At 31.7% G+C, this 26,061-nt stretch carries 25 protein-coding genes; 20 read left to right on the top strand and 5 right to left on the bottom strand.

Annotated elements, in window-relative coordinates:
- Positions 1-85: 85 nt before the first annotated feature.
- The 4 genes from JOC47_RS16015 to JOC47_RS03660 all read left to right on the top strand — a co-directional run bounded on the left by JOC47_RS16015 (position 86) and on the right by JOC47_RS03660 (position 6,284).
- Positions 86-958, top strand: a complete 873-nt coding sequence (locus tag JOC47_RS16015) for a methyl-accepting chemotaxis protein (RefSeq protein ID WP_439109072.1) — start codon at positions 86-88, stop codon at positions 956-958.
- 57 nt (positions 959-1,015) lie between these two features.
- Entirely contained in the window at positions 1,016-2,068 is a 1,053-nt protein-coding gene (locus tag JOC47_RS03670; protein ID WP_204700625.1) for a protein-glutamate methylesterase/protein-glutamine glutaminase, read from the top strand.
- Positions 2,069-2,110: 42 nt separating this feature from the next.
- Positions 2,111-4,093: a SpoIIE family protein phosphatase gene (locus JOC47_RS03665; RefSeq protein ID WP_204700624.1), complete on the top strand. Its 1,983-nt coding sequence runs from the start codon at positions 2,111-2,113 to the stop codon at positions 4,091-4,093.
- 133 nt (positions 4,094-4,226) lie between these two features.
- Positions 4,227-6,284 (top strand): methyl-accepting chemotaxis protein, encoded by a 2,058-nt coding sequence (locus tag JOC47_RS03660; protein WP_239550898.1) that lies wholly within the window; start codon positions 4,227-4,229, stop codon positions 6,282-6,284.
- A 40-nt stretch (positions 6,285-6,324) separates the two neighbouring features.
- On the opposite strand, the gene JOC47_RS03655 is transcribed toward JOC47_RS03660, so the two are convergent.
- Positions 6,325-6,894, bottom strand: coding sequence for a 2'-5' RNA ligase family protein (locus tag JOC47_RS03655; protein ID WP_204700623.1), 570 nt, complete (start codon positions 6,892-6,894; stop codon positions 6,325-6,327).
- Between the two features lie 191 nt (positions 6,895-7,085).
- Between JOC47_RS03655 and JOC47_RS03650 the strand changes: the two genes are divergently transcribed.
- The 6 genes from JOC47_RS03650 (at position 7,086) to JOC47_RS03625 (ending at position 10,810) form a co-directional block, all read left to right on the top strand.
- On the top strand, positions 7,086-7,445 hold the full coding sequence (locus JOC47_RS03650) for an encapsulin-associated ferritin-like protein (RefSeq protein WP_204700622.1): 360 nt from the start codon (positions 7,086-7,088) through the stop codon (positions 7,443-7,445).
- 20 nt (positions 7,446-7,465) lie between these two features.
- Positions 7,466-8,260, top strand: coding sequence for a family 1 encapsulin nanocompartment shell protein (locus JOC47_RS03645; RefSeq protein ID WP_204700621.1), 795 nt, complete (start codon positions 7,466-7,468; stop codon positions 8,258-8,260).
- Between the two features lie 122 nt (positions 8,261-8,382).
- The gene (locus JOC47_RS03640; protein WP_204700620.1) at positions 8,383-8,808 is read left to right on the top strand and encodes a PPC domain-containing DNA-binding protein; all 426 of its coding nucleotides are present in this window, start codon (positions 8,383-8,385) and stop codon (positions 8,806-8,808) included.
- Between the two features lie 480 nt (positions 8,809-9,288).
- Positions 9,289-9,525 carry a dehydroquinate synthase/iron-containing alcohol dehydrogenase family protein gene (locus tag JOC47_RS03635; protein ID WP_239550897.1) on the top strand — a complete coding sequence of 79 codons (237 nt, stop codon included), beginning with the start codon at positions 9,289-9,291 and terminating at the stop codon, positions 9,523-9,525.
- 33 nt (positions 9,526-9,558) lie between these two features.
- Complete coding sequence (locus JOC47_RS03630; RefSeq protein WP_204700619.1) at positions 9,559-10,005, top strand: hypothetical protein; 447 nt, start codon at positions 9,559-9,561, stop codon at positions 10,003-10,005.
- A gap of 130 nt (positions 10,006-10,135) precedes the next feature.
- On the top strand, positions 10,136-10,810 hold the full coding sequence (locus tag JOC47_RS03625) for a Crp/Fnr family transcriptional regulator (protein ID WP_204700618.1): 675 nt from the start codon (positions 10,136-10,138) through the stop codon (positions 10,808-10,810).
- Positions 10,811-10,877: 67 nt separating this feature from the next.
- On the opposite strand, the gene JOC47_RS03620 is transcribed toward JOC47_RS03625, so the two are convergent.
- On the bottom strand, positions 10,878-11,465 hold the full coding sequence (locus JOC47_RS03620; protein ID WP_204700617.1) for a hypothetical protein: 588 nt from the start codon (positions 11,463-11,465) through the stop codon (positions 10,878-10,880).
- A 455-nt stretch (positions 11,466-11,920) separates the two neighbouring features.
- Here JOC47_RS03620 and JOC47_RS03615 point away from each other — a divergent pair, with 455 nt between their 5' ends.
- From JOC47_RS03615 to JOC47_RS03590, 6 genes are all read left to right on the top strand, one after another.
- On the top strand, positions 11,921-12,307 hold the full coding sequence (locus JOC47_RS03615) for a carboxymuconolactone decarboxylase family protein (RefSeq protein WP_204700616.1): 387 nt from the start codon (positions 11,921-11,923) through the stop codon (positions 12,305-12,307).
- A 35-nt stretch (positions 12,308-12,342) separates the two neighbouring features.
- Complete coding sequence (locus JOC47_RS03610; protein WP_204700615.1) at positions 12,343-12,564, top strand: NifU family protein; 222 nt, start codon at positions 12,343-12,345, stop codon at positions 12,562-12,564.
- 205 nt (positions 12,565-12,769) lie between these two features.
- Complete coding sequence (locus JOC47_RS03605; RefSeq protein ID WP_204700614.1) at positions 12,770-13,546, top strand: methyl-accepting chemotaxis protein; 777 nt, start codon at positions 12,770-12,772, stop codon at positions 13,544-13,546.
- Between the two features lie 212 nt (positions 13,547-13,758).
- Complete coding sequence (locus JOC47_RS03600; RefSeq protein WP_204700613.1) at positions 13,759-14,859, top strand: DUF2141 domain-containing protein; 1,101 nt, start codon at positions 13,759-13,761, stop codon at positions 14,857-14,859.
- 316 nt (positions 14,860-15,175) lie between these two features.
- Positions 15,176-15,736 carry a periplasmic heavy metal sensor gene (locus JOC47_RS03595; protein ID WP_204700612.1) on the top strand — a complete coding sequence of 187 codons (561 nt, stop codon included), beginning with the start codon at positions 15,176-15,178 and terminating at the stop codon, positions 15,734-15,736.
- A gap of 45 nt (positions 15,737-15,781) precedes the next feature.
- Positions 15,782-16,051 carry an SHOCT domain-containing protein gene (locus JOC47_RS03590; RefSeq protein ID WP_204700611.1) on the top strand — a complete coding sequence of 90 codons (270 nt, stop codon included), beginning with the start codon at positions 15,782-15,784 and terminating at the stop codon, positions 16,049-16,051.
- 101 nt (positions 16,052-16,152) lie between these two features.
- On the opposite strand, the gene JOC47_RS03585 is transcribed toward JOC47_RS03590, so the two are convergent.
- From JOC47_RS03585 to JOC47_RS03575, 3 genes are read right to left on the bottom strand one after another with little or no spacing between them, the layout of a single operon-like run.
- A complete protein-coding gene (locus JOC47_RS03585) occupies positions 16,153-17,133 on the bottom strand; it encodes a hypothetical protein (protein ID WP_204700610.1) in 981 nt (326 codons plus the stop codon).
- A 15-nt stretch (positions 17,134-17,148) separates the two neighbouring features.
- A complete protein-coding gene (locus tag JOC47_RS03580) occupies positions 17,149-18,030 on the bottom strand; it encodes a prenyltransferase (protein WP_204700609.1) in 882 nt (293 codons plus the stop codon).
- A 50-nt stretch (positions 18,031-18,080) separates the two neighbouring features.
- Positions 18,081-19,880 (bottom strand): FAD-dependent oxidoreductase, encoded by a 1,800-nt coding sequence (locus JOC47_RS03575; protein WP_204700608.1) that lies wholly within the window; start codon positions 19,878-19,880, stop codon positions 18,081-18,083.
- Positions 19,881-20,078: 198 nt separating this feature from the next.
- Between JOC47_RS03575 and JOC47_RS03570 the strand changes: the two genes are divergently transcribed.
- The 4 genes from JOC47_RS03570 to hcp all read left to right on the top strand — a co-directional run bounded on the left by JOC47_RS03570 (position 20,079) and on the right by hcp (position 25,989).
- Complete coding sequence (locus JOC47_RS03570) at positions 20,079-21,113, top strand: FAD:protein FMN transferase (RefSeq protein WP_204700607.1); 1,035 nt, start codon at positions 20,079-20,081, stop codon at positions 21,111-21,113.
- A 21-nt stretch (positions 21,114-21,134) separates the two neighbouring features.
- Complete coding sequence (locus tag JOC47_RS03565; protein WP_204700606.1) at positions 21,135-22,091, top strand: polyprenyl synthetase family protein; 957 nt, start codon at positions 21,135-21,137, stop codon at positions 22,089-22,091.
- Positions 22,092-22,184: 93 nt separating this feature from the next.
- Positions 22,185-24,131, top strand: coding sequence for a GTP-binding protein (locus tag JOC47_RS03560; protein ID WP_204700605.1), 1,947 nt, complete (start codon positions 22,185-22,187; stop codon positions 24,129-24,131).
- A gap of 199 nt (positions 24,132-24,330) precedes the next feature.
- Positions 24,331-25,989, top strand: a complete 1,659-nt coding sequence (hcp, locus tag JOC47_RS03555) for a hydroxylamine reductase (protein ID WP_204700604.1) — start codon at positions 24,331-24,333, stop codon at positions 25,987-25,989.
- Positions 25,990-26,061 lie beyond the last annotated feature (72 nt).

Raw genomic sequence — 26,061 nt, 5'->3', positions numbered from 1 at the left:
TGTTGTAATAGGAGTTACTATTGCTTTATATATTAACCGGAGTATTACAAAACCAATTAATGAAGTAGTTGATTTTCTTAAAGATTTGGCCCAAAGTGGTGGTGACTTAACCCGACAAATTGATGTTGATAATAATGATGAAATAGGTGATTTAGCATACTGGTTTAATCAATTTATTAATAAGTTACAGGATATAATTTATAAGATAAAGATTTCAAGTGATTCAGTCAGTACAGGTTCTGATGAAATAGCTAATGGTAATCAAGATTTATCAGCTAGAACTGAAGAACAAGCTTCCTCTTTGGAAGAAGTATCCTCTACTATTGAAGAGATGAATGCTTCAATGCAGGAAGTAGCCAATAATTCTGAGCGTGCTGATAATCTATCTGATGAAACTATGGAGGCAGTGCAAGAAGGTTCTCAGGTAGTGGAAGAAACTATGGATTCTATGGAAAAAATAACAACTAGCAGTAAAGAAATAGCAGAGATAATTACCAAAGTTAATGATATAGCTTTCCAAACTAATTTATTAGCCTTAAATGCTGCAGTAGAAGCTGCTAGAGCCGGTGAACATGGTAAAGGATTTGCGGTAGTAGCAGCAGAAGTAAGAAATCTTGCTAGTCAAGCTGCTGATTCAGCAGATGAAATTGAGGATTTAATTAGTACAATTATTAATCAAATAGAGGATGGTAATGAATTAGTAGAAGAAACTGGAGATGCTTTAGATGAAATCATTGAAAATAGTAAGATGACTTCGGAAGCAATTTCAGAAATTGCTGCAGCAATGGATGAACAGTCTGCTGCTTCTAGTCAAATTCAAAGTGCAATTTCTGAATTAGACCAAGTGACCCAACAAAATGCTTCAATGGTCGAAGAAATAGCTAGTTCTAGTGAAGCCTTAAATTCTGAGGCTAAAGAGATGTCTCAAATAGTAGGTCAGTTTAAGTTAGATGATTAATCACTTTTGGATAATGGATTGAAAGTAATTTTTTATTAAAATGAAAGGTTGGTAATAATGACTCAGAAAATAAAAGCTTTAGTAGTAGATGATTCTGCTGTAGTAAGAAATTTATTAACCGAGATATTAGAAGCTGATAGTTCGATTGAAGTTGTAGGAGCAGCAGGAGACCCTTATAAAGCAGTGAAAAAAATAAAAAAGTTTAATCCGGATGTAATTACCTTAGATGTTGAAATGCCTAAGATGTCTGGGCTGCAGTTTTTACAGAAATTAATGACTACCTATCCTTTGCCGGTAGTTATGATTAGTAGTTTAACTAAACAGGGGAGTAGTGAAACAATTAAAGCATTAGAGTATGGAGCAGTAGATTTTGTAGCTAAAAGTAATCTGCACAAAGAGCAAAGTAAGAAGAAGTTTGCTACAGAGGTAGTGAGAAAGGTTAAACTTGCTGCTGGAGTTAGAGTTAAGAAGCTAAAGAAAAATTTAAAAAGGTCAAGAAGCTCGCAAAGTCAAAAGAAATCTCAACCACAGACTAAATTTAATAATAAATATGTAATTGGGATTGGCGCTTCAACGGGTGGGGTTAAAGCATTAAAAAATTTAATCCCTAATTTTCCTGCTAATTGTCCGGGGATAGTTATTGTGCAACATATGCCAAAAGAATTTACTAAATCTTTTGCTAAAACTTTAGATAATGTAGCTCAAGTAAAAGTAAAAGAAGCAGCAGCAGGAGATAAAATCAAGCCGGGACAGGCCCTTTTAGCACCGGGAGATGAACATGTGAAAATTAATAAAAAAGGTTCTAGCTATTATGTTAGTTTAGATAAAGGAGCTAAAGTTAGTCATCAACGTCCAGCCGTTGATGTTACATTTTCTTCCTTGGCCCAAACAGTTGAACGCAATACTGTAGGAGTATTGTTAACAGGAATGGGTGAAGATGGAGCGCAAGGTCTAAAAGAGATTAAGGATGCGGGAGGTTATACCATAGCAGAGTCAGAAAAAACGGCAACTATTTTTGGGATGCCTAAAAAAGCAATTAATATTGGAGCAACTAATAAAGTATTACCGTTATCTAAAATTCCAAATCAGGTTATTTCTATAATTAAGTAAATGATTTAGCTTGTTTTAAATCTAATTTTGGAGCTGATTAATATGAGTGCTAATCCTAATATCGAATCTAAAACTATTTTAGTGATTGAAGATGATCAAATTCTTAGTAAATTAATAAAAAAGAAATTAGAAAATTTAGACTATAAAGTTGAATTTGCTAGAAAAATTAAACACGGTCAACAGATATTAGCTAAAAAAGGATTTGATCTGTTATTATTAGATTATAATTTGCCTGATGGAACCATCGAAAATTTAATTACTCAAGCTCAAATAAAGTTACCCCCGTTTATTGTTATGACAGCTAATGGAAATCAACAACTAGCAGTGCAAATGATGAAGCTAGGGGCCAAAGATTATTTAGTTAAAGATCAGAACTTCATTGAGTTATTACCGACTGTGCTCAAGGAGTCCTTTAAAGATATTCTACTTGAAAAAAGGTTAGCACAAGCAAACCAGAAATTAAGAGAAAAAGAAAAAGAGTATCAATTTTTATTTGAAAATAGTGGGGTAGCTATAGCGATAGTTGATAAATATAATGAAATCAAATTGATTAATAGAGAAATGGAGAAGTTAACTGAATATTCTAAAAATCAACTAGAGAGGAAAAACTTATTTGACTTATTAGTTATCGGGGATTCTATTCCTGCAGAGGAAGAAAAGCAAAAACTAGTTAAGGTTGAAAGTGGTAAATATGAAGGAGCTATCAGAGATAAAAGTGGAAATATTAAAGATGTATTAATTAAAAAGAATAGTTTTGCAGAAAAAGAATGGGCAATTGTATCTTTGATTGATATTACAACTAGGAAAGAGAAAGAAAAGGAATTAAATCAAGCTTATAATCGACTTAATGAGAATATTAATGAAGCGCATAAATTACATCAAAACTTTTTGCCAAATAATCATTTTAGTAAACAAGAAGTAACGGGAGCTGTTTATTATCATCCTGCTCAAGAATTAGGTGGTGATTTTTATAACTACCAAAAAGTAAATAATAAAGTTATTATTTACTTAGCTGATGTGAGTGGCCATGGACTAGATGGAGCAATGTTGAATATATCAATCAAAGAGAAAATAAAGAATTTAGTTTCTAATTATAAATCTAAAGTTAAATATAGTAAGACCAATCCTTTGAGTTTATTATATAAAAATAAATTAACTCCTCAACAAATAATGAAATCAGTTTTTCAAAGTTATTTAGAGGAGGAGTTTCCTGATGATTATTTTTTATGCCTGCAGATTGTGTTGATTGATTTACAACGAGAAAAATTATTATATAGTAATTCTGGTTCGCAAATAGTTCCTTATATTATTAAAGCAACTGGTGATTTAATTAAATTAACTAATGCAGATTTGCCTATTTCTTCAGCAATTAGTAAAGACCTAATAGAATTTAATGAAGAAGAATATTCCTTAGAAGCAGGGGCGAAATTATTTTTGAGTACCGATGGATTGATAGAAGAGACTAATGGTGATAACTATTATGGTGAAGCTAGAGTAGAAAAATTATTAGAGAAGTATTACTACCTTCCACCAGAAATATTGAAAGATAAAATAAGAAGGAATTTTTTAGAGTTTACTACTGAAAACAATACTAAAGATGATGTTACTTTTATGGTTGTTGAACGAAACTCTGAAATTCATGAGCAGTATCAAATCAAGAGCGATTTTAATGAATTAGCAGCTATAGAGAAAAAGATCATTAATTTTTTATCTGGCTGTGTAAAAGAAGCTAATATGATTAAAATGGCTATTCATGAAATGATAATTAATGCTATTGAACATGGTAATCAGTTTAGTGAAGATAAGATAGTAACAATAGATATAACTGTAACGGATAATTATTGTCGAGTAGTTATTACTGATCAAGGTTCAGGTTTTGACCATCACTCACGCATGTCCAAGAAATTATATCGACAAGAGAATCAAGAACGAGGCCGGGGGATTGTAATTACTGCTAAAATTGTTGATGAAATATTTTATAATCAAGCAGGTAATCAGGTCTGTTTGATTAATTTTCATTCATAATAGTTATTATATATCTGATTTATTTAATTAGTCATGCTCACTTCATCTAGGAATTAAGTTTTGAAATAATTAATAAAGTAGAAAATCAAAATGATAAGTAGCAGTTAAAATTTAATAACAGGAGGGCTAAATTATGAGTTTTAATTGGAAAGATTGGAATATAGGAATAAAATTAACTACAGCCTTTGTGATTGTAATTATATTGGGAGTGGGTATGACTGCTTATATAAGTTATAGACAATCTTCATCTGCCTTAGTTCACGAAATAGAGGAACAATTAACTGCCGTAAGAGAATTAAAAAAAGATACTATTGAATCTTATTATGGAGAGTTGATGCAGAATATTGAGATTGTTGCTGAATTGAAAGTTGTTGGAAATAATATAGAAGGTTTTGCTAAAGCTTTTAGAGAAGGAACTAATAGTGAGCAATATCAGGAATTAACTAAAACTGTAGGTCATGATTTGGATAAGTTTAAAACTGAACATCAGTGGTATGATATCTTTTTAATTGATAAGCAGGGTAATGTTATTTATAGTGAAGCTAAAGAAAGTGATTATGGGACTAATCTAGAAACAGGACCTTATAATGATTCAGGTTTAGCTAAAGCTTATAGAGAAGGTAAAAATAATGTGACTATAACAGATTTTAAGTATTATGAACCAAGTGGAGAACCAGCTGCCTTTGTTTCTGCTCCAATTAAATCTGAGCAAAGTAAGCAAACTTTAGGAGTAGTAGCCCTGCAGGTACCAGTAGATGAAATTAATGATATTATGAAAAAGAATACTGGTATGGGTAATAGTGGAGAATCATATTTAGTTGGTTCAGATAAATTAATGCGCTCTGATTCTCGGTTTAGTGAGCAAAGTACTATTTTGGAGAGGAAAATTGATACTGTAACCGTAAACAAAGCTCTACAGGGCCAAAGTGGAATAGAAGTTGTTGAAGACTATCGGGGAGTGAGGGTGTTTAGTGCCTATACTCCAGTTGATATTCAAGGTATGAATTGGTCGATGTTAGTTGAGATAGATGAAGCAGAAGTTTTAGCTCCGGTAAATAATCTATTAAGAAATATTTTATTAGTATTAGGACTTGTAATAATTTCAGCAATTGTGATTAGCTTTTTATTAATTCGAGGGATTATTGTGAAACCAATTAAAAAGGTGCAGGAAACATTAGCTGCAGTTGCTGATAATAATTTAGATGTTCAAACTGAAGTTACTTCTAATGATGAATTAGGAACAATGGCAGCCGATTTGAATGAAACCATTAGCTCTTTAAATCAAGCAATGCTGCAGGTTAGACATTCAGCTTTAAATGTGACGAATGCTTCTGATGAAATTGCAGAAGGTAATCAGGATTTATCCCAGCGAACGCAAGAGCAGGCTTCTTCTTTAGAAGAGGTGTCAGCTACAATTGAAGAAATCACTTCTTCGGTGCAGGAAGTGGCTAATAATTCTAGTCAGGCTGATAATCTATCTGATGAGACTATGGAAGCAGTGCAGGAAGGTTCAGAAGTAGTAGATGAAACTATGGATTCGATGGATGAAATTACAGCTAGCAGTAAGGAAATAGCAGAGATAATAACAACAGTTAATGATATTGCCTTCCAAACTAATTTATTAGCTTTAAATGCTGCTGTAGAAGCAGCTAGGGCCGGTGAACACGGTAAAGGCTTTGCAGTAGTAGCAGCTGAAGTGAGAAATTTAGCTAGTCGAACTGCTGAATCGGCAGAGGAAATAGAAGATTTAATTAGTAAAATTATTGATCAAATTGAAGATGGCAATGATTTAGTAGAAGAAACAGGAGAAGCATTAGATGAAATTATTGAGAATAGCAAGACAACTTCTGAAGCAATTTCTGAGATTGCAGCGGCAATGGAAGAACAGTCATCTGCTGCCAACCAAATTCAAGGAGCAGTAGAGGAATTAGATGAAGTAACGCAGCAGAACTCTTCAATGGTAGAAGAAATAGCAAGTTCTAGTGAATCTCTAAATGGAGAAGCTAATGATTTAGCATCAGTAGTGCGTAGATTTGAATTGGACCTTGGCAAAGGAACTGCTCGTAAACAAGTTAATGATAATTTTAATAATCAAATGAATAGTCAAAGTCAATCACAAAAAACAGAGATTAATGATTTAGAATCTGAGATGGATGATCAATTTAGTAAGGATGATTTTGAAAAGTTTTAATATCATTAACGGGCTGTAATGCAGCCCGTTTTTCATTAGGTTAAATTTTGCTAGAAACAATCGTTTTTTCTTCAGGATCTAATTTAGGCTGCCAGATTTCAATAGCTTTAGCAGTTGTAGAAATTTCATGTGGTACGCCATCTAAATTTAAGCATAATTGGTCTAATTCAAATTTAGGAATAGGATTATCAGCAAAGTGATTACTGATTAGAGTAATATGAAATTTCCAATCTTCATAATTTTCAATAGTAGAGATGCTTTGTTGTTCTAGACTCTCATGCATTTCATTTGCAGCTTCAGTTAGCGAAGGGGTATTTTTGACATCCAAAATTAAAAAATTATTGGTATGCCGAAAACACTTTAAATTATTTATTTCTATTTTAATTTCTTCAATTTCTTTAGTAATAGTATCTATTATTTCTTTAGCCTCAGTAACTTTTTCTTTATTTATGCGGTCTATAGTAACATGTAGTTCAGGACAATCATTTTCATCATATAAATCATATTTATCAGCGATGATATTTTGAATCTTGACAGCTGGAGCTAAGTCTTCATAGTCTAATGTTAAAACTACAAAATACTCTTTATCTAAGTCAGCAGGTTTAACCATAATTTTAACCCCCATTAAATGACATTAATCTCTTGTATAAATATTTTAATATATTAGTAAGATAATAGCAAACGATTATTTTAATTTGAGTTTTTTAATGCTTCATATATTGACAATGAAGGAAAGTTTTATTATACTTATAAGTGGAAATGATTATTGATAAGACATATATTTACAGAGGAGGGAAAAATATGAGTGAGTATCATGAAGATAATTTACCTGAAGATGCAAAAGATTTTCATAGGATGATTAAGAGTGTAATGGAGGAGTTAGAAGCAGTTGATTGGTACAATCAACGCGCAGCAGTGACTAATGATGAGTCACTAAAAGCAATTGTAGAACATAACCGCGATGAAGAAATAGAACATGCCTGTATGGGTCTAGAATGGTTACGTAGAAATTATCCGCAGTGGGATGAATTTATGCGTGAGTTCTTATTTACTGAAGGAGAAATTACTGAATTAGAAGAAGAAGGACATGGAGATGGAGCAGAGGATGAAGGTTCTGCAGCATCTGCTGATGATTCTTTAGGTATTAAAGATATTAAGTAAATTCGAAAGGGGGAGCAATCATGACTAATTTAAAAAGACATTTAGCACCAATTACTGATGAAATGTGGAATTTTATTGATGATGAAGCGAGAGAAATTTTAGCTTCAAAGTTAAATGCAAGAAAAGTAGTCAATTTCGAAGGACCAAAGGGTCTGGATTTTGCTGCTGTAAATACAGGAAGAAGAGAAGATTTAACTAAAGATTTAGTTGACGGAGTAAGCTACTCTAAACGTCATGTGTTACCATTAGTTGAACTTGAGGTGCCGTTTACGTTAGAGTTAGATGAATTAGAATCTTTAACTCGAGGTGCTGAAGATGTAGATACTGCCCCATTAATTGAAGCTGCTGAGAAAGTTGCGAAAGCTGAAAATGAAGCTGTATTAAAAGGGTTAGATGAAGCTAATATTAAAGGAATTCTTGCTGCATCTGAACATGAAGCAGTAGCTGTGGAAGATGATTTAGTAGCTCCAGTAGTAGAAGCTACTAAAAAGCTTGTTGCAGAAGGTATTAAGGGGCCTTATAATTTACTATTAGGTTCTGACCTATATTCTTTACTATATGAATCTAAGAGTAACAAAGGTTATCCAGTAAAGCGTAGAATTACAAATTTAATTGAAGGTAATATTATTTATGCTCCAAGTCTAGAAGGAAAAGGACTATTATTGCCTCAAGATAGTGAAGACTTTGAATTTGTTTCTGGGCAGGATATTTCTATTGGATTCTCTGAGCAAAATGGAAATGAATTAGACTTCTTCTTTACAGAATCATTTACTTTCAGAGTAAATGCTCCAGAAGCAGCTGTTGTATTAGACTAAATATTTTACTTAAGAGTAGTGGTCCGTTAGGATCGCTACTTTTTTTATTTTAATCAAGGAAATTTAATAAATACTTAGAATTTAATTGATAGATTGATTTTTAAATCACAGGGGGGATAGATATGTTAGTTAATAAATATTCTTTAACAGAAATATATCAAGGTCGGTTAGAAACAGGGGATGATTTAGCAGAAGAATTGACTGAATTTGTACAGGGTAAAGAGATTAAAGCAGGGAAAATATCAGCAATTGGAGCAGTACAAAATGCTACTATTTCTTATTATGACCAAGAAACTAAAGAGTATGGGGCCAAAGAATTTGATGAAGCGATGGAAATAGTGAATTTAGAAGGAAATATTTCTTTAAAAGATGGTGAGCCAATCGTACACGCTCATATTGCTTTAGCAGATGAAGAAGGAAATGTTTATGGTGGTCATTTGGAAGAAGGAACGACTGTTTTTGCCTGTGAGTTTGTAATTCAAGAGTATGATGGAGAGGCACTGGAAAGAGGATTTCATGAAATGACAGAATTGCCTTTATGGGAATAAATATCTATGTAAAATGTAGCTGGCGGGTGAGAGATGAAATTATTTTTTCGCTCAAAAATCTAGTTTGATTCGTCTAAACTCGTCTAATAAAAAATGATTTAGTTTAATTAAATTTGAAATTAAACTCCCAAAATTATTTTTTATTAGACTTCGTTAAGACTCATTAAAAAACTAGATTTAAAGTCACTCTGAAATAATTTAATCTCTCACCAAGGCAGTCTTATTTTAATAGAGGGAGCAGGAACTGTACCTTTTTGAAATTGCTTGTTTTTTTGATTGTATTTTTTGGTTTTGACTTTAACTGCTTAACTGTCTTACTGTTTAACTAATATAAAGGGAGGCTACCAAAATGGCGAAAGTATTAACTTCACCGGGTAAGTATGTGTAGGGCCAAGGAACGATCAAGGAATTAGAAGAATATTTAGGTGTGTTAGAAGATAAGGTGCTGGCTATTTGTGATCCGTTTGTACTATTGTACAGTTGGTTTTAACAGATAAATCGCCGCAATTAATTGAAGAAGTAATTGAATTCTGTCAAGAATTAGGTCTGCCGACTACTTTAGCTGATTTAGGCATAATAGAAATTAATGAATCAGAAATAATGGATGTTGCTGAAGCTAGTTGTGCAGAAGGAGAAACTATTTATAATTTACCTTTTGAAGTAACTCCTAAGATGGTGAAAGATGCTATTTTAGCAGCAGATAGATTAGGAAGATAATGAATAAGTTTAATATAGGGATGGGATAGATTTATGAGTAAAAAGATTAAAAATGTAGTTATAGTAGCTGTAGTTCAATTAATTTTACATGGGATTTGGGAATATGCACAGTGTGGTATTTTTTATACAATGGAGGGACAAAGTTCTTTCGAGCATACCCAGTTGATGTTTAGTGCTACTACTGGAGATGTGGGAATAGCATTAACTTTGTTTCTGATATTAGTCATTGGAAATAGTGATTGGAATTGGTTTTTATCAGACTGGGATAAAAAAGATAAAATAATTATGATTTTATACGGTTTATTTGTTAGCTTTTTCTTTGAAGTACATGCTTTATACCACGGTAGATGGGGCTATAGTGCTGAAATGCCTTTTTTTCCAGGCACTAATATAGGACTACTGCCAGTAGTACAATTATTAACTTTATTACCATTAGGATTTTGGATCAGTAAAAAGATTATTAAAAAATATATTAATTAAACTCAAAATGCTATGCTCTGAAGAGTATAGCATTTTTTCTTTTGTTAAGTTATAAAATTTGCTATAATTAATAATGAGAATTAATAATATAAACTGAATTATTTTTATTGGTGGGGAAGGGGAGATTAAATTGCCTGAAAAGTTATTAAAGAATAGTAAGTTCTTTTCTAATTTAGAAGAGAAAGAGATAAAAGAGATAAAAGAGATAATGAGACCGCGAAAGTATAATGAAGGAGAAATTATATTTTTTGAAGATGAGCCGGGTGAGGGATTATTTTTAGTTAAATCTGGGAAAGTAAAATTAACTAAAATGGTAGAAAGCGGAGATGAACAAATTTTAACTATTATTCAACCGGGTAATGTATTTGCCGAAGTTGTTTTATTTGGAAATGCTGATTACCCTGCTACTGCAGTAGCATTAGAAGATTCTAAGTTATACTTAATTCGTAGTAAGGATATGGAAAAATTAATTAAGGATAAACCATCTATTGCAGTTAAATTATTAGATTTAATGAGCAAGAGACTGCGTAGAGCACAGAAATTAGTGAGAGATATGGGATTGAAGGATACAACGTGTCGAACAGCTAGTTTGTTGCTTTATTTGGCCCAAGAATATGGAGTTAAAAGAAGTAATGGAATTAGAATTGATTTGAAATTAACGCAGCAAGAACTAGCTAATATGATTGGAACTACAAGAGAAACAATATCTCGAGTATTAAATAAATTTAAAGAAAAAGATATAATAAAAACTGCTCATAAAAAAATGATTATTAATGATTTAGAGCAGTTAAAAGATTTTATTTAAAATAAAAACAGCTACTGTTAGAAAAGTAGCTGTTTTTATAGTCTAAGATAATATAATAGATTTGAGTTTAAATTGGATTTCTTTGTCTAATTTCTTTTGCTTCATTGATCTCTTTTGCTTCATTTGAAGAATTTTTAGTTAAATTAGATTTTATTCTATGGATGCATATTAGATTTTTTATTATTTTGCAGATTTCATATAGTAAAGAAAAAGGTGCTATGATAAGGCAAAGTATTGGTTTTAAGAAGAAGCCAATTGCAATTATTAAATTACTTGGTTTTTCATAGCGTTGATATTCGAGTACTTTAAAGAACCAAATATCCCTAATCTTATTTATAGTTTGCCAACCATAAGGAATTGCTTTAAGCCAAAATAAAACTAAACAAGTTAACTTGAATATGATAGAAAGGTCTGCTATAGTAGTTATTTCTTCTTCGAATTGAAAAATAAATGTGAAACTAATAAAGATAATAAGCCAGAATGAAATAATATTAACTGTCTTTTCAAATGCAGTTTTTTTAATTTTTTTGTCCCAATTCAGTAGGCAGTCTAAACAAAGATTAGTTTCAGCTATAGCACATTCTGGACACAAACCCTGTCTACAGTCTTCACATTGAGTCACAGCCTCTCTATGATTATGATAATAACATTTCACAAAAACCCCCCCTGGACTTAGTTTTTAAATATTAATTTCAGGCAGTACTCTTAATAATATTTATATTAAAATTATTATTTTATAATAAAGATTAAATCTATTATACCATTTATTGTAAATAATTTAAAATAATACCATGAGATTATATATTTATTTGTTTTTAATAAATAAGCATTTTTAATCTAATTTATTGTGAAAAATAATCTTATGTGATATAAATCATATATTTTTTAATTTTAATATAATAATATGGATTTAACTTAAATGATAAAAGAGAGGAAGTTATTGACAAGAGTGGGGAAAGAAGATATAATTTTAATTAGAAATGATAGTTATTATCAATTATAAAAATAATATACTTTTTGTGATATAAGTCATACTATAATTATATTATATATATTAAAATATAATTGTAGTAAGTGAGAACGAAAATAATATCTGGGAGGGAAAAAAATATGAATGATAAAACTGAAGAAAGATTTAGTAAAGAAGAAATGAAAGAAAAATTTAAAGAAGAGCTTGGCTTTATTCCCCCAGGAGTTTTTACAGGTGAAAATTTAGGAGAAGATTTTCAACAGATTATTTCAGATTATCATGATATTGTATGGCGGGATGAAGTAATTCCAATGAAATATAAATATTTGATTGCATTATCAAGTGCAATATTTGATGACCATGAAGAACGAGCTAAGTTAGAAATGAAAAAAGCAATTCAAGAAGGAGCAACTAGAGAGGAAATAATTGAAGTTTTTCGACAAGTAGTGTGGTTAAAAGGAGCTCCAACATTAGTTAAATTAACTCCTTTACTTAATTTCATGAATAAGCAATTAAAGGATGAATAAAAAACTTAACTATCAATAAAAAGGAGAGATTAATTATGAGAGATAAAGTAGAAGAGGTAATAGGAGAAATCAGACCATCTCTGCAGGCTGATGGTGGAGATGTTGAATTAGTTAATGTTACTGATGAGGGTGTAGTAGAAGTTGAACTGCAGGGTGCGTGTGCAGGATGTCCAATGTCGCAGATGACTTTAAAGAATGGAATTGAGAAAAAATTGAAAGCAGAAATTCCTGAAGTTGAGGAAGTAAAAGCAGTTTAATTTTGCTGGCCAGAGGAATATTCCTCTGGCTAATTAATTTTTTGTTATTATTATTTAATTATAGTTAAAAATTCCGCAATGATTTGTTAAAATTAAATAAAAGAATATTAATTATTTTCGTTTATAAAATATAACGACTTAATTACATAAGCTATATTTTTATAAGAAATTATAAAGAATTATTTATAGAAAGGGATGATATAATATGTTTGGAAGTGATAGTGAATTAAAAGAAGAAAAAGAAAGATTAGAAATTGAAAATGAAGAGTTAAAGGATAAGTTAGAAGAAAAAGAATCTCGAATAGCTGAATTAGAAAGTAAATTAGAAGAAGATACAGTTAGAAAAGAAAAATTAATTAATTTAAAGAATAAAGTTAGAAGCAAAATGAAACAAATGGAAGAGGAAGATAGTTGGATTATAGAGCAGGTAAATGAAATAAATTCTGATACTGAACAGCTGTTAGATAAAAATGAAACTAACGAAGAAATAATTGCTGAAGTAAATAAAATTCTTGCTGATTCTGAGCAGGAATTAAATAATTTTGATGATCGTTTTAGGCAGTTAGTAGAGCGTATTGAAAAAATTGTTCAATTCACTGAAGAAATTCAAAGTATTGCTGAGCAGACTAATATGTTAGCTTTAAATGCTTCTATTGAGGCTGCACGGGCTGGAGAAGCTGGGTCTGGTTTTTCAGTTGTAGCTGAAGAAATAAAAGAATTAGCTGAACAAACTTCTGATTTATTAGAAAACATAAATGAAAATACAGCCGAAATTCAAAATTCAGTTGATGGTTCGCAGGATAATATGGAAGATTTAACTTCTTATATGGGGGATTTACAGCATAGCTTTGAGAGATTAGATAATCAGTTTAATCAAGTTACCGATTTAATAGATGATATTTTTGCCAAAATCAATCAGATTAATAATGCTGGAGAAGGACATTTAGAACTAGGGGATGATATTTTAGAAGAGTTAAGTTAAAAAGTAATTATTTAATAAGACCTCTGATATTTATCAGAGGTCTTATATATTTTTTGGATTGATTAAATATAATAGTAGATAACAAATGTTATTTTAAATTTTATAAAAATTATTATGTTAAAAAGCAATTTCATTATAATTATATAGTTTTAAAATAAAAAAAGTAGTATAATATAAGTATAGAATAAAAATAAGAAAAGAAGGTGGAGCTTATGAGAAATAGAAAAATCTTATTGTTAGGTTCCCTGTTTATGTTGTTTATATTGGTAGGATGTTCAAGTTCATCAGGAGGAGGAGATGATTCAAATAGCAGTGGTTCTATTGTTGGAACAATAACTGACCAAAGTAGTGATTTAGGTGCTATTGTTCCTATTAAAGTATTAGTGATTGAAGAAAACCCAACTGCTGATAGTACAGATACTACAAATTTAACTATTGTTAAGGAAACAACTATATCATCCGGTAGTAGCTATACTATTAATGAAATCCCAGATGGAGAATATTATGTAATTGCTTATAAGGATTTAAATGGGAATGGTGAAATTGATGTTTCAGATTCTAGTGGTCCTCTTGACTCAGCAGGGTTTTATGGTATGGATGTAGGCGATGAAGCACAGCAAATAGTTATATCTGGTGATGAAGAGCTAGGAATTGATTTTGAAATAGAAAGCCAGGCGACTCCGATTACTATTGCTGGGACAGTAGAAACAGCTTTTTCAGAAGAAGCTGTTAATGGAGCTGTAATTGAAATATATGGTACTAATGATATGAAAGTGGCTGAAACTACTACTGATAATGCAGGATTATTTAGCTTTGCTTCTCAAATTATCGATGGCAAATATTATTTAGAAGCAGTTGAAGAGTCTTATTTACCTACCTTATCACCTTATTTTGAAGTTGTAGATGGCAGTTTAGTCTGGGGAGAAAGAGATAATATTGTAGCTGAAGATGACTTGTTTATTGCAATGTTAACTGCAACTGAAGCAGAAGGAGTAGGATATACTGAAGGTACTGGTCTGATAGGAGGAGAAACAGCAGAAGTTGACGCAACTTCTTATGAGAGAATATATGGTGCTAGTGTGGAGTTGAATCCTAGTAGTGGTACTATTGGTTACATGGATGATGCTGGAGTAAATTATGACTTGACTGAAACACAAAGTTCTGGTGGAGCAGGATTTGTGATTAAAGATGTATCTCCTGGGAATTATACACTTACTGCTTCTGAAAATAACTATAGTTTTGATGAGTATGAATTAAAAGTGGAAGCAGATAAAATTACTATTTTCGATTTTGTTAACGGTATTGTTTATTAGTTGGATAATTTAGAACTTTTTTCGTAAGCACTCTAATTTTTATTTAGAGTGCTTTTTTAGTTTCTGGCAAACAAGTAAAGATTAATTTAAGATTAGATAATTCTAATTTGACAAATCAGAATTAAGATAGTATTATATTAATATACCAATAGGGGGTAGGGGTATAAAAGTATTAAAATTTGCTAAATTTATTATTTAATAGTTTTTTAATACTTTTCTTAATACTTTCTTAATATTTAGCTAGTATACTATAAATAAGTTATAAAGATATGATTTTCTGTAAATAGAAAATAAAATTAATTAGGAGGCGATAAGTATGAAAAAAATAATGAGTATTAGTTTGGTAGTAGTTTTAGTATTAGGATTATCAGTTTTAGTGTTGGGCCATGGAAGGACTAGAAGAGGTAATGGTTATGACCAGAATGATTACTATAATCAACTTCGTTTATCTGAACAGCAGATAGATGATTTAGAAGAGTTAGAAGATGAATATTATGATCGAGTGGATGATTTAAGAGACAATCTTTGGGATAAGCAAGAAGATTTAAGAGATGCTTATATTGATAAAGATGTTAAAAAAGAAAGAATAAATGAAATGCACAGCGAAATTAATAAATTAAGACAAGAATTATTTGAGATTAATCAGCAGTATAGATTGGAATTAAGAGCAATGCTAAGTGATAGACAACTAGAAGAGATGAGTAGATATGGTATGAGAGGTATGAGAGGTATGGGTTTTTATAATTGCGGTAGATATGGTCGTGGTTTTAGACGCAGAGGACAGATGTATGAACCAGGTATGATGCAGCGAGGTCCTGGAGCTAATGGTTATGGTCCAGGTGGACATCACGGCGGCGGAATGATGAATGGATTTTAAATTAGAATAGATTAACAAATTATTTTAAAAAGGAGATGATATTTTATGTGGCATCACATGGGACGTGGATTTATGGGTGGTTTTGGAGGAGGTGGAATGATAATGATGATTCTGTGGTTAGTTGTAATTGTAGGACTGATTATTTTCTTAGTGAAACAATTTAGTAATAGTTCCTCCAATGATTCTCATTATCCGAGTAATTATAATTCCAATTCTAAATCTACAGAAGACCCTTTAGAAATAGCTAAAAAAAGATATGCTAAAGGTGAAATAGATAAAGAAGAATTTCAAGAAATAAAAAATGAGTTACAATAGTAATTAAATAAAATGACATAGTTAAAACAAAGCAGGAGCGGCTATCTAGTTTAGATAGCCGCTCCTATTAATTATTTATAATATATTTAACTAAATACTAATTACTTTACGCTAACCGTACCAGTAACTTCACTTTTATCTGTAATATTAGCACTTGATTCATATTCTTCTGTAGCAAAGTAAAGGTCTCCATCAATTGTAGCATCTTCTAGAGTAAATCCATTAGCCTGCACATAAATATCGCCCACAAAAGTTCCAGCTTGGAACTTAGTATTAGGACTTTTAATCGTCATTTTTGGAGCAGAGATAGTAAAGCGCTCAGTAACATTGTAATTATCATCTTGAGTATAAGGAGCTATCTTACGATAGACTTTATTGTCGGAATTACCTTTGTCATGGAAGGTACCTTCTACTACAAGTTTCTGGTCAAAAGATAGATCATTTAATGTAGCGATAATCCACTTACCATTTTTAGCAATAGCTTTCTTGAAGACTTCTTCTTCTTTAACTATTGAAGCAGCAGATACTACGTCTGTTGACCCCTTAACTTCTGTATTGCCAGTGACTTCACTTTTATCTGTAATATTAGCACTTGATTTATATTCTTCTGTAGCAAAGTAGATATTACCTTCTACAGTAGCATCTTCTAAAGTAAATCCATTAGCCTGAACATAAACATCTCCAACGAAAGTACCACCCTGGAATTTGGTATTAGGACTTTTAATAGTCATCTTTGGTGCAGTAATAGTATATCTTTCAGTGATATTATGGTCATCATCTTGACTATATGGAGCAAGCTTACGATATACTTCATTGTCAGAGTTACCTTTATCATGGAATGTACCTTCTACTACAAGTTCTTGGTCAAAAGATAAATCATTTAATGTAGCTATAATCCAAGTACCATCTTTAGTGATTGCCTCTTGAAAAGCTTGTTCTTCTTTAACGATAGAAGCTGTTGTTACTACATCTGTTTCCTCTTGACCTTGGTCTTCATTTGTTGCCTGCTGACTACCTCCACAACCTGTTAATACTACAAGTGATAACAAAATTACTAAAGTTAAACTTAAAAATTTCTTCATATTTACATACCTCCTTTAAAGTATGAACTGTGTTAATAATTTAGTGAAAATTAAAATTAATCCATAGTACATATGGAAATGAGCTGTTTTAAAAACTAACTTTTTTCGGTTAGTCTTGATTAATTTAAGCAGACGAAAAGCTAAAGGAATAATGATTATAGTAAATAAACTTAGACTAGAAAAAATATTAAATTTTATTAGCATGATTTGACTTAAATAAGTTATTATTAAAATCATTTTAAAGATTGTAATAGACTTTTTTTCTCCCAGTCTAACTGACATAGTTTTAATCCCTTTAGCAGCATCCTTTTTAATATCTCTTAACTCATTACTAATGAGTAGTAATGAAGTTAGTAAACAAATAGGTATTGATGCTAACCAGGGGAGCCAAGAAAGATATCCAGTTTGCATATAATAACTACCAAAGACCATTAAATTGCCCATTAAGAAGAACACAAGTAAAGGACCTAAGCCCTTTTTTTTATAGACAAAAGGCTTACCAGTATAAGCATATCCTCCCCAGAGGCCAATCACTCCTAAGATGAAGATAGTAATGCCTTTTAGATAAATAAAGTATAGGCCTAAAGGAATAACAATTATAAAGCAGAATAGCCCCGATAAAAATATAAACTTTTCAATGGGGTCTCTAGCTGAAAAAGATAAATTTAAATTTGCTTTATCCTCAACTAAGCCTTGTTTAAATTCAAAATAGTCATTTACTAAATTAGTACCTGCTTGTAATAAGACTCCTCCTAAAATTACTAGAAAAAATATTAGCCAGTTAAATTTTCCTTCAGTCCAAGCTAATATACTGCCATAAGTAGTTGGAATTAATGCTACAGATAAGGAAAAAGGCCGTAAAGCCTTCCACCAAGCAATCAAATATTTTTTCAGCATCTACTATCACCTCTTAGAAGCTAGGCTAGGTAACTATAATAAATTTAAGATTAGGCTGGAATATCTTCATTATATTCTACTGATTGATCTGATAAATTAAGCAGCCAGGGTATAAGATAATAATCTATTCCAAAAGCTTTGCCTGCCCCTGAAAGCATAGTGATAGAAATTAAGAATAACCAGACTGGTTCCCAAATTCCTGCGGATGATCCCATAGCTCCAAGGATAAAGTTAGCACTCATTCCTGCTGCTGCTAAAGCGCCTAAAATAGTTAGGCAACCAAAAATAAGGCTTAATCCTACAGCTAATTCAGTTAGAACTAATACTTTTTGAAAGAGCACTTGCTGAGGAACTACAAAGGTTTTAAGTAAGTTTATATACCATTCTGGCGAACCTTCACTCCATAATACTGAAGAAGCACCGGAGACAAGAAATCCATCTGGGCTAGTTAGCCATCCCTTTTGGAGTTTGCTAATCCCTTCTAGTAGAAAGCGAAGGCCTAAGAAAACTCTTAAAAATGCTAGCCAGAAGGTACCTGACTTTTTAGAAAAGTGTCTCACTAACATGCCAATCCCTCCTTTAGTATGACTAAATTGTTCTTTGATATATTTAAAAATTAGATTAAATCCTTTAACTTCGAAAAGATAATGAATATTAATTAAATGTTTTGTCATCATCGCTAGAAAACCTACTAATGGAATAGTAAGATTAGAAATTGGTTTAAGTTCAGCTACTGCATAGTTAGAACCAATTGAAACCATAACTCCATGTAATTGAGGATCAAATTCTTTCAACTCTTTGTTTGTGATAGAAGCATAAATATTATGAGCTGCACATGATCCTGCCTGTAAAGCCCCTTCTACTAATTGGGGAAGAGCAGAATTATCTTCGGTTTCAAAATAGGCATTGTCTCCAATAGCATAAATGTTTTCAATAGAAGTTTGGAGATAGTCATTAACTTCAATTCGGTCTCTATGATTTAATTGAACTCCTGTTTTTTTAACTAAATCTTTAGCTTTAATTCCACCAGTCCAAATTAGGGTGTTAGTATCGATCTCTTCCTCTTGATTTGAAGTATCAGTAATATAACCATCTTCCTTGCTGCAGTTATTAATAATGATGCTGTTGTTCTTAACTTCACAAATATTGGATTGTGTAAGTAATTCTACTCCTAATTTTTCGCTTAAATATTTTTCAGCATTTTTAACTTGTTTTTCTTCTAAAACCGGAAGGATGCCCTCTTGGGCTTCTACTATTTTAATACTAACTTCCTGAGGTGAGATGTTATATTGTTCACATAGCTTGTCTGTCCACTCTGCAATTTCACCAGCAGTTTCTACTCCTGTAAATCCAGCACCGCCAATAACAAAAGTTAGCATTTGTTGCCGTTTAACTAAGTCTTGTTCATTAGCAGCTAATTTAAACATATTGCGGATATGATCATTAATTTTTTGAGCATCTTCTAATGACCAGAGGGTAAAAGCGTTTTCTTCCATGCCTGGAATATTGAAATAGGTAGGTTCACTGCCAACCCCTAATACTAAGTAATCATAATCATAGTTGCTATTGTGGGCTATTATTTCTTGCTTTTCGGTATTGATATCGTTGACTTTATCTTTAACAACATTTACTTTACTATTAGCAAAAAGATCTGTTAAAGATATTTTAACCCCGCTGCTTTCAATTCGATTCCCGGCAACTTCATGTAACTCAGTTAGAAGAGTATGATGAGAGTTTTGGTCAATTAAAGTTATTTCTACTGAATCGTCTTTTTTAAATTTTTTATTTAGAGTTTTTGCTGCTTTAACTCCTGCATACCCTGCGCCGAGAATGGCTATTTTTTTGTCCATGTTCGTCCCTCCTTTTCTAAGTTTGATTAAGTAATAATGATTATTATTATATTTTTATCTTACTATTTTATTAGGTGAATGTCAAATTCATAGTATTTTTGTAGGAATTGTTTGTTATATGTGGTTGAAAGTTATTATTAGCAATGATAGAATAAATTAAAATAGATAAATTCCACCAAATTTAGTGGGAGGGAAATTATGAGAAATAAAAAGTTATATATATTAGCTTTAGTACTTGTTTTAATTTTAGCAGCTATTTTTTTCTATAATAATCGAAGCACTTCTAAAACTAGGACATCTTATAAGATGGGAACTATAGTTAAAATTAAAGTCTATAGCCCCAAAGCAGAACAAATAATTGAGTCGACATTTAAGTTACTTGATAGACTAGAACAAAAGCTAAGCTCACATATTAAAGAGAGCGAAATTAATAAGATTAATGCAATGGCAGGGGAGAAGGCAGTTAAAGTTAGTGATGATACATATAGGGTTGTTAGTAAGGCTCTTGAATATGCTAAGTTAAGCAAGGGCAGATTCGATCCTACTATAGGACCTGTAGTTGAATTATGGGGTATAGGAACTGATAGTCAAAAAGTGCCTAAAGAAAATGAGTTAAAAGAAAAAGTAGAATTAGTTGATTATCAACAAGTAAAGCTTTATCCTGAGAAGAAGAAGATAATGTTATTAAAAAAAGATATGAGCTTAGATGTAGGTGGCATAGCTAAAGGATATGCGGCTGATAAAGTAATTGATTTATTCAAAGGAAAAAATGTAGAGAAGGCTTTTATTAGTTTAGGTGGCAATGTATCAGTCTTAGGTACTAAAGGCGATGGTTCTGCTTGGGAAGTAGGGATTCAAGCCCCCCAAGCCAATAGAGGAGAAGTGATGGCTAGCATAAAATTAAAGAATAAAACAGTAGTCACTTCTGGTAATTATGAACGATATTTTATGAAAGATGGAGTCAGATATCACCATATTTTGAATCCTAATACTGGACGTCCCGCTAAAAATGGAATTATTAGTTCCACAATTATAGCTGATAGTTCTTTTGATGCTGATGCTTTGTCAACAATTGTTTATATTCTGGGGGTTGATAAAGGTCTTGAATTGATTAATGATTTAGATAATGTACAAGCTTTAGTAGCTACTGAAGATAATAAAATATATATTACAGAAGGAATTAGAGATAAGGTGGATCTGTTGAAAAATGATAAATATCAGATAGTGAATTAATATAAAGGCAGGTAATAGAATATGTTTTGGAGTGAATTTCCTTTACTGAAAAAAGAGATGGAGGATTTTGAAGATTATTTAAAAGATGCCTTGGCTAGTAGAGAGCCCCTAATAGAAGGAGCAATTCAAAGTTTAGCTCAAGCAGGTGGTAAACGGGTAAGACCAGCTTTGGTAATTGCTACTGCTCATTTTGGAGAATATGATAAGCAAAAGGTTTGGCAGATTGCAGCTGCTGTAGAAATAATGCACATGGCAACTTTGATTCATGATGATATTATTGATGAGTCCGATTTAAGACGAGGAAAGCAGACTGTACAAGCAAATTATGGTAAAGATGTAGCTGTGTTTACGGGTGATTACTTATTCACTTTAACATTTGACATTTTATCTGGGTCTGCTACTAATCAACAATTGCAAAAAATAGCAGAAACCATCAGAAAAATTTGTGAAGGAGAGATCAAACAGCAAGAGGAAAGAAATAATCTGTCAATTTCTTATAAGGATTATTTTAGAAGAATTAAAAGTAAGACTGCTTTATTATTTGAAGGTAGTTGTGCTTTAGGAGCTGGAATAGCTGATTTAAGTAAGTTCAATATTCGTAGAGCGGCTCACTATGGTCGCTATTTAGGTATGGCCTATCAACTTGTTGATGATGTATTAGATTTTAGTGAAGATAGCCAAACTTTAGGTAAACCAAATAATAATGATTTTACTCAAGGGATTTATACTTTACCTATTTTATATGTTTATAATGAAACAGATTATGACCAGCAATTGCAAGAATTACTAGAAGAGCCAGTAGAAAATCATTCTGAAATAAAAGAAATTGTCAATAAAGCTGGGGGATTAGATTATACTTTGGACATTGCTGAATCATATATTAAAAAGGCTAAAGATAAAATAAATAAATTAGAAAATAATGCTTATCAAGAAATATTAATTGCTTTAGCTGATAAAGTGATTCAGAGAAATTTTTAAAATAGTTATCAACAAAGTTACTGGATTAATTTCCAGTGCTTTTTATTTTAGATGACGGTAAATATTCTTATATTTGACTAAGGAGGTTTTATTTTGGATAAAACAATTGGTGTGATAGCTCATGTAGATGCAGGGAAAACTACATTTTCGGAAGGACTTTTATATCACACAGATACAATTGAGAAGATTGGGCGAGTAGACCATCAAGATTCTTACTTAGATATTCATCAACTTGAACAAGAAAGAGGTATTACTATATTTGCAGAACAAGCTGTGATGAATTATAAAGGAGATACTTATTATTTAATAGATACTCCAGGTCATGTTGATTTTTCTCCTGAAATGGAAAGAACTATTATGGTCATGGATTATGCAATTATAATTGTAAGTGCTGTAGAAGGTGTTCAGGGTCATACAGAAACAGTGTGGCAGTTGTTAAAAAAGTATCAAGTTCCAGCTTTTTTCTTTATTAATAAAACAGATAGAGCTGGTGCTAATGTAGAACAAGTGATGGAAGAAATAAGAAATAACTTAACTGAAAATGCAGCATTTTTGCCTAGTTCTTTAGGAGAAGGATTAAATCAAGAATTGATAGAGTTTGTAGCAGAAAGAAATGATAACTTATTAGAATTGTATCTTGAAAATAAATATAATCAAGAAAAATGGATAGCTCAGATAAAAAAAATGATTAAAAATAATAGTCTATATTTAGCGGCAAGTGGTTCTGCTTTACATAATGAAGGAGTAATCGAATTTTTTGATACCCTGCACCATTTAACAGTAACTAATTATAATGATGAAAGCTTTAAGGCTAGGATATATAAAATTGCTCATGATGAGAGTGAAAATAAGATATCATTTATGAAAATATTAGGTGGTAGAATTAAGATAAGAGATAAACTCAGCTATTCTATTAATGGGACTGAAGTAACCGAAAAGATAACTCAGATTAGAGTTTATAATGGGAAAGAATATCAGACGGTGAAATCTGCTGAAGCGGGCCAAGTAGTTGGGGTGTTAGGATTATCTAAAAGTAAAGCGGGATTAGCCTTAGGTGATATTGAGCAAGGGCCAAGCTATAATCTGGTACCGACTTTAAGATCAAAAGTAAGTTTTACTTCTCAAATTAATACCAAAGAAGTGTTAAGAGCTTTTAATATTTTAAATGAAGAAGATCCTTCTTTACAGGTTAACTGGGAAAAAGAGTCACAGGAAATCCAGATTCGGGTAATGGGTCCTATTCAACTGGAAGTATTAAAAAAGATTGTGCAGGATAGATTTGGTCTTACTATAGATTTTGAAGAACCCAGCATTATCTATAAAGAAACAATTAGAGATCAGGTGTTTGGCTATGGTCATTTTGAGCCGTTGCGACATTATGCTGAAGTTCATTTAAAAATAGAAGCAGGAAAACGGGGTAGTGGTATAGTATTTGAAAATTTGTGTTCTAGCGACGATTTGAGTAGTGGGCGTCAAAATCTTGTTAAACACCATATTTTTGAGAAAGAACATAATGGATTATTGATTGGGAGTGGTTTGACGGATTTGAAAATATCATTAATTACAGGTAAAGCTCACAACAAACATACTTCTGGGGGAGATTTTAGAGAAGCTACTTATAGGGCTTTAAGGCAAGGACTTGAAAAAGCTGATAATATTCTACTGGAACCTTATTATGATTTTAAAATCAAAGTTGATTTAGATAATATGGGGCGAGTTTTATCTGATATTGAAAAAGCGAGTGGTAGTTTTGAAGAACCAGAGGTTATAGAAAACAAAGCTATAATTAAAGGAACAGCTCCAGTTGCTACTTTGATGAATTATCCGACTGAAGTAGCATCTTTTACTAGTGGTAAAGGAATGATAAATTTGGTATTTGGCGGATATGATATCTGCCATAATCAAGCTGAAGTCATAGAAAAGAGTAACTATGATAAAATTGCAGATGAGGAGTATAGTTCTTCTTCTGTATTTTGTTCTAAAGGTCAAGGCTATAGAGTCCCGTGGGATGAAGCAAAAGAGAAAATGCACTGTGATTAGAAATGATTTTTATAAAAAGATTCACTATGTGTGATATATATCATATCTTAAACTTTGCAAGTTAGTTATACTTATAAATGTAATAGTTGAAAATTATTTATTACTGCTGAGAAAGGAGGGGGAATGATGCAGCTTTATAGTCTGCAAAGCTCATTCCCCCTCATAGCAGTAATAAAAAAATAATAAGGAGGCTTTTAATATGTCTATGTTTTGTTATCAATGTGAAGAAACGGCTAAAGGTGAAGGATGTACGGTACAAGGTGTTTGTGGGAAGACAGATACTGTAGCTAATTTGCAGGATTTATTAGTATATTTATTAAAAGGAATTTCTGTTTATGGTGTTAAAGCGGAAGAATTAGGGATTAAAGATGAGCAAGCTGGAGAATTTATCATGGAAAGCTTGTTTGCTACAATTACTAATGCTAATTTTGCCGAAGATGATTTTGTAGAGTTGATTGAAGAGGCTTTTGAAGTTAGAGAAGAAGTAAAAGAAGAATTATTAGCAGAGTATGATGGTTCAGAAGCAGAGTTAGAAGCTGAAGTTCCAGAAATGGCAACTTGGACTGCAGATAATGAAGCAGAAATTTATCAAAAGGCTGAAGAAGTAGGTATTCCAACTACTGAAAATGAAGATATCAATTCGTTGCGTGAATTATTAACTTACGGTTTAAAAGGAATTTCTGCTTATGCTGACCATGCTTATGTATTAGGTGAAAAAAGTGATGAAATTTTCTCTTTCTTAATGGAAGGCTTGGCTGCAACTACTGATGATAGTTTAGGTATTGATGACTTATTAGCTTTAGTTATGAAGTGTGGTAAATTTGGCGTTGATACTATGGCACTATTAGATAAGGCTAATACTGAAAATTATGGTCATCCTGAACCAACTGAAGTAGAGTTGGGGACTGGAGATAAACCTGGTATTTTAGTTAGTGGTCATGATTTAAGAGATCTAGAAGAATTATTAGAACAAACTAAAGGAACTGGTGTAGAAGTATATACGCACGGTGAAATGCTGCCGGCTCAGTCTTATCCTGAATTTAAGAAATATGATCACTTTGCAGGTAATTATGGTGGTTCTTGGTGGAAACAGAAAGAAGAGTTTGAAAAGTTTAATGGTCCAATTTTAATGACAACTAATTGTATTGTGCCGCCTAAAGATTCTTATAAAGATCGAGTTTATACTACTGGTGTGGTTGGCTTTGATGGTGTAGACCATATTCCAGGTCGAAAAGATGATCAAGCTAAAGACTTTAGTGCAGTTATTGACCATGCTAAGCAATGTGAAGCACCTGAAGAATTAGAGTCAGGTACAATTATGGGAGGCTTTGCTCATAATGCAGTCTCAGGAGTAGCTGATAAAGTAGTAGAAGCAGTTAAAAATGGTGATATTAAGAAATTCTTTGTGATGGGTGGTTGTGATGGACGTCATAAAGATCGCGATTATTATACTGAATTTGCTAAGCAGTTGCCTGAAGATACAGTAATTCTAACAGCAGGTTGTGCTAAGTTCCGTTATAACAAGCTAGATTTAGGAGATATTGGCGGTATTCCAAGAGTATTAGATGCTGGTCAATGTAATGACTCTTATTCTTTAGTTGTAATTGCTAAAAAGTTAGCTGAAGCTTTTGATGTTGATGATATCAATGAATTACCAATTGAATACAATATTGCGTGGTATGAACAAAAAGCAGTATTAGTATTATTAGCATTACTTTATTTAGGTGTGGAAGATATTCATTTAGGACCTAAATTACCTGCTTTTGTTTCTGAAAATGTATTAGATGTACTAGTGGATAAGTTTAATATTAAACCTAATACTACTGTAGAAAATGATTTAGAAGCAATGTTAGCTTAATCAAATTATAGAGTTTATACCGACCTCATCACGAAAGTGGTGAGGTTTTTATTTTTTTGAATCAGATTAATA

Origin of the sequence: Halanaerobacter jeridensis, from assembly GCF_016908315.1 — a bacterium.
Lineage (GTDB): Bacteria > Bacillota > Halanaerobiia > Halobacteroidales > Halobacteroidaceae > Halanaerobacter > Halanaerobacter jeridensis.
The sequence above is the reverse complement of the archived record's forward strand: the minus strand, read 5'-3'. Positions and strand labels throughout refer to the sequence as shown.

What these genes read in the sequence shown, in the direction of transcription:
- JOC47_RS03670 (WP_204700625.1), top strand. Translation starts at nt 1,016, where the DNA reads ATGACTCAGAAAATAAAAGCTTTAGTAGTAGATGATTCTGCTGTAGTA.
- JOC47_RS03665 (WP_204700624.1), top strand. Translation starts at nt 2,111, where the DNA reads ATGAGTGCTAATCCTAATATCGAATCTAAAACTATTTTAGTGATTGAA.
- JOC47_RS03660 (WP_239550898.1), top strand. Translation starts at nt 4,227, where the DNA reads ATGAGTTTTAATTGGAAAGATTGGAATATAGGAATAAAATTAACTACA.
- JOC47_RS03655 (WP_204700623.1), bottom strand. Translation starts at nt 6,894, where the DNA reads ATGGTTAAACCTGCTGACTTAGATAAAGAGTATTTTGTAGTTTTAACA.
- JOC47_RS03650 (WP_204700622.1), top strand. Translation starts at nt 7,086, where the DNA reads ATGAGTGAGTATCATGAAGATAATTTACCTGAAGATGCAAAAGATTTT.
- JOC47_RS03645 (WP_204700621.1), top strand. Translation starts at nt 7,466, where the DNA reads ATGACTAATTTAAAAAGACATTTAGCACCAATTACTGATGAAATGTGG.
- JOC47_RS03640 (WP_204700620.1), top strand. Translation starts at nt 8,383, where the DNA reads ATGTTAGTTAATAAATATTCTTTAACAGAAATATATCAAGGTCGGTTA.
- JOC47_RS03630 (WP_204700619.1), top strand. Translation starts at nt 9,559, where the DNA reads ATGAGTAAAAAGATTAAAAATGTAGTTATAGTAGCTGTAGTTCAATTA.
- JOC47_RS03615 (WP_204700616.1), top strand. Translation starts at nt 11,921, where the DNA reads ATGAATGATAAAACTGAAGAAAGATTTAGTAAAGAAGAAATGAAAGAA.
- JOC47_RS03610 (WP_204700615.1), top strand. Translation starts at nt 12,343, where the DNA reads ATGAGAGATAAAGTAGAAGAGGTAATAGGAGAAATCAGACCATCTCTG.
- JOC47_RS03605 (WP_204700614.1), top strand. Translation starts at nt 12,770, where the DNA reads ATGTTTGGAAGTGATAGTGAATTAAAAGAAGAAAAAGAAAGATTAGAA.
- JOC47_RS03600 (WP_204700613.1), top strand. Translation starts at nt 13,759, where the DNA reads ATGAGAAATAGAAAAATCTTATTGTTAGGTTCCCTGTTTATGTTGTTT.
- JOC47_RS03595 (WP_204700612.1), top strand. Translation starts at nt 15,176, where the DNA reads ATGAAAAAAATAATGAGTATTAGTTTGGTAGTAGTTTTAGTATTAGGA.
- JOC47_RS03590 (WP_204700611.1), top strand. Translation starts at nt 15,782, where the DNA reads ATGTGGCATCACATGGGACGTGGATTTATGGGTGGTTTTGGAGGAGGT.
- JOC47_RS03585 (WP_204700610.1), bottom strand. Translation starts at nt 17,133, where the DNA reads ATGAAGAAATTTTTAAGTTTAACTTTAGTAATTTTGTTATCACTTGTA.
- JOC47_RS03580 (WP_204700609.1), bottom strand. Translation starts at nt 18,030, where the DNA reads ATGCTGAAAAAATATTTGATTGCTTGGTGGAAGGCTTTACGGCCTTTT.
- JOC47_RS03575 (WP_204700608.1), bottom strand. Translation starts at nt 19,880, where the DNA reads ATGGACAAAAAAATAGCCATTCTCGGCGCAGGGTATGCAGGAGTTAAA.
- JOC47_RS03570 (WP_204700607.1), top strand. Translation starts at nt 20,079, where the DNA reads ATGAGAAATAAAAAGTTATATATATTAGCTTTAGTACTTGTTTTAATT.
- JOC47_RS03565 (WP_204700606.1), top strand. Translation starts at nt 21,135, where the DNA reads ATGTTTTGGAGTGAATTTCCTTTACTGAAAAAAGAGATGGAGGATTTT.
- hcp (WP_204700604.1), top strand. Translation starts at nt 24,331, where the DNA reads ATGTCTATGTTTTGTTATCAATGTGAAGAAACGGCTAAAGGTGAAGGA.